This window comes from Pseudoalteromonas sp. S4741 (assembly GCF_005886135.1).
Classification (GTDB): domain Bacteria; phylum Pseudomonadota; class Gammaproteobacteria; order Enterobacterales; family Alteromonadaceae; genus Pseudoalteromonas; species Pseudoalteromonas tetraodonis.
In genome coordinates this window covers 1-2,975 of sequence record NZ_PNCN01000005.1, presented here as the reverse complement: position 1 = coordinate 2,975, position 2,975 = coordinate 1, and the positions used below count along the sequence as shown (strand labels likewise).

The following is a 2,975-nucleotide window of genomic DNA, read 5'->3' as shown; positions in this document are numbered from 1 at the left end:
GACACTCAGTTTCTCTTTCGAGAAATCACATTGAGACTCTAAATTTGTTTGCCTCGTTACTTGCTCAATAAAGAACGAAGTAGCTAGGCTGTTAGAACTCAATCTGTACGAGTGCCCACACAGATGATTGCTTTATATTGTTAAAGAGCTATACCGGTTACCCGGTTGCGATTAAAGCGTTTAACTTTATCTCGCTAGGGCTGCGCATATTACGCTTTCCTATTTTTTTGTCAACACTTAATTTTGTTAAACTTGAAAGTTTCGAAACTAAGTTTTACTCAACTCACTGAGTAGCTCGTGCCTCGCTATGCGTTGGCGTTCCCCGTCTCAGTGGGGTCGCATTATAGGGCGAATCGATTTTAACGCAAGCGTTTTTAAACGCTTTTTTGCATTTAATTGTTACCCCAAAGATACCCGACCTAGACACACATGATACCCACAAAACCCTGTGGATAACTCATTTTTTTATGCTGTTTACTAAACTATTTACTGTGCTTATGGTAAGTTGCGCCCGATATTTACAACTCGTTCACTAGGTAACGCACATGACAGATATAATAAATAGTATAAGTGGTCTCTTATGGGGTCATATTTTAGTGTACTTATTAATAGCAGCAGGGTTATTTTTTACCATACGCCTTGGTTTCATCCAATTTGTACAATTCCCACACATGATTAAAGTTATGTTTCAGAGTCGCCAAGGGTCAGATGGCGGTATTTCCTCTTTCCAAGCATTTTGTACTTCTTTAGCAGCCCGTGTCGGTACTGGTAATATGGCAGGTGTTGCCGTTGCGCTTTATTTAGGTGGTGCAGGTGCTATTTTTTGGATGTGGTTAATTGCTTTAATTGGTATGGCTACTAGCTTTGCTGAAAGTACATTGGCACAAGTTTATAAAACTCAAGATGAAGAAGGTAACTTCCGTGGTGGTCCGGCCTATTATATGGAGTACGGACTTGGCAAGCGTTGGATGGGTGTTGTCTTTTCATTGTGCTTAATTTTAGCCTTTGGTTTAGTTTTTAACGCAGTACAGTCAAATTCTATTGCTGCGGCTTTTGAAGTCGCCTTTGGTATCCCTAACTATATAGTCGGTATCGCTCTTGTAATTGGTTCAGGTATTATTATATTTGGCGGTCTGAAAACAATTTCTCGATTTGCTGAATTAGCCGTTCCATTTATGGCTGCTGCTTACCTTATGGTTGCACTTTATATATGTGCTGTAAATTACACTGAATTACCTGATGTATTTATGCATGTGATTAGAAGTGCCTTTGGTCTTGAACAAGCTGGTGCCGGTGCAATTGGTTATGGGGTAATGCAGGCGATGATCCAAGGGATCAAACGCGGCTTGTTCTCAAACGAAGCCGGTATGGGTAGTGCTGCGAATGCTGCAGCAACGGCAACGCCAAACCCACCTCACCCTGCTTCACAGGGGTATGTACAAATGCTGGGTGTATTTGTAGATACTATTATTATTTGTACTGCAACTGCTGCTCTTATTTTATTATCAGAACAGTTAGTACCAGGCTCTGATGTAACGGGTATAGCACTTACACAAGCAGCGCTTGAGGAGCATGTTGGTAGCTGGGGCGCAATATTTGTTGCAGTCGCTATTTTGTTTTTTGCTTTTACATCAATAGTAGCTAACTATTCTTATGCAGAAACGAACTTATTATTCTTAGAGCATAACCACGCATCTGGCATGTTGATCTTCAGGTTATTAGTGTTAGGTATGGTAATGTTTGGTGCATTGGGCGAATTACCACTAGTGTGGACATTAGCTGATGTATCGATGGGCTTAATGGCAATAGTGAACGTAATCGCATTATTTATGCTCTCAGGTGTTGTCGTGTGGCTTGCTAAAGATTATAACGCTCAGCGACGCGTCGGAAAGTTACCGACGTTTGATCCAAGTAAGAACGACAAACTCAATAAAACTATTCCAAAAGGTATTTGGCATAAATAATTAGTTTTTATACTTCAAGTTAAAACCCGAAACGGCCATTGTTATTTCGGGTTTTTTATTGATTTAACTTTAATCTTAAAGTTACTGATAACAGTAGCCACTTATAAATTACTAATGCGAAGATAGACGTTATTAAAGCCGCCCAACCTGCCTATAAGCTCACCTTATCCAAACATTATAAGCATCCTACAAGTAAATTTAATAACCTATGTAGTAGGTCTCATGCTTATAACGACATCCCTGCTTAGGTTTATATACATTACTGCATAACCATAATAACTAACACTGCGCTTATTATACCAATCCGCAATAATACTCAATCATTTTGCGGGGCTAAACGTGTCGCTATCTGTGTTAAAAAATTCTCATTTAGAACAACTAAATAGCGAATTTTTTGCCTAGCTATCAACCCGTTTTTCCTACCTCAAAATAGACCGCTTAATTAAGCGAATTGGTATTAAAGAGTCTAGTTTATGATTTAGCTAACGAGCTACACTCTGGGTTAATTTGTAAAAAGTCTGAAGTGATCAGTGACAGTCTATTGATGAGCCAAGAGTATGTATCAGCCCTTGCAACAAAACACGAGCTCTTAAGGTGTTGAACAAAAAGTTATTGCTAACAACAGGGGGTGGTAAATTAGTGTGCTTAGTGGGGTTTAGTAATAAAAATGTGATGATTTAATTGGGTGTTATAGAAATAACGTAAAGTGGTGCCCGAGGCCGGACTTGAACCGGCACGACTTGTTAGTCGAGGGATTTTAAATCCCTTGTGTCTACCAATTCCACCACTCGGGCATCGAGTTTGCTAATTAAAGCGTGTGGAGTCATTATTTGGAGGCGGAACCCGGAGTCGAACCGGGGTAAACGGATTTGCAATCCGGTGCATGGCCACTCTGCCATTCCGCCTAAACATATCAAATAATTTGGAGCGGCACACGAGGCTCGAACTCGTGACCTCGACCTTGGCAAGGTCGCGCTCTACCAACTGAGCAAGTGCCTCATAATATTCAAT

At 40.4% G+C, this 2,975-nt stretch carries 1 protein-coding gene and 2 tRNA genes; 1 reads left to right on the top strand and 2 read right to left on the bottom strand.

Annotated features, from left to right (window positions below):
• Positions 1-545: 545 nt before the first annotated feature.
• The gene (locus tag CWC30_RS00715; RefSeq protein ID WP_138626148.1) at positions 546-1,964 is read left to right on the top strand and encodes an alanine/glycine:cation symporter family protein; all 1,419 of its coding nucleotides are present in this window, start codon (positions 546-548) and stop codon (positions 1,962-1,964) included.
• 707 nt (positions 1,965-2,671) lie between these two features.
• Here CWC30_RS00715 and CWC30_RS00710 read toward each other — a convergent pair.
• Together CWC30_RS00710 and CWC30_RS00705 are read right to left on the bottom strand one after the other, a co-directional pair.
• Positions 2,672-2,758: transfer RNA gene (locus tag CWC30_RS00710), tRNA-Leu, on the bottom strand.
• Between the two features lie 37 nt (positions 2,759-2,795).
• Positions 2,796-2,869, bottom strand: a tRNA-Cys gene (locus CWC30_RS00705).
• Positions 2,870-2,975 lie beyond the last annotated feature (106 nt).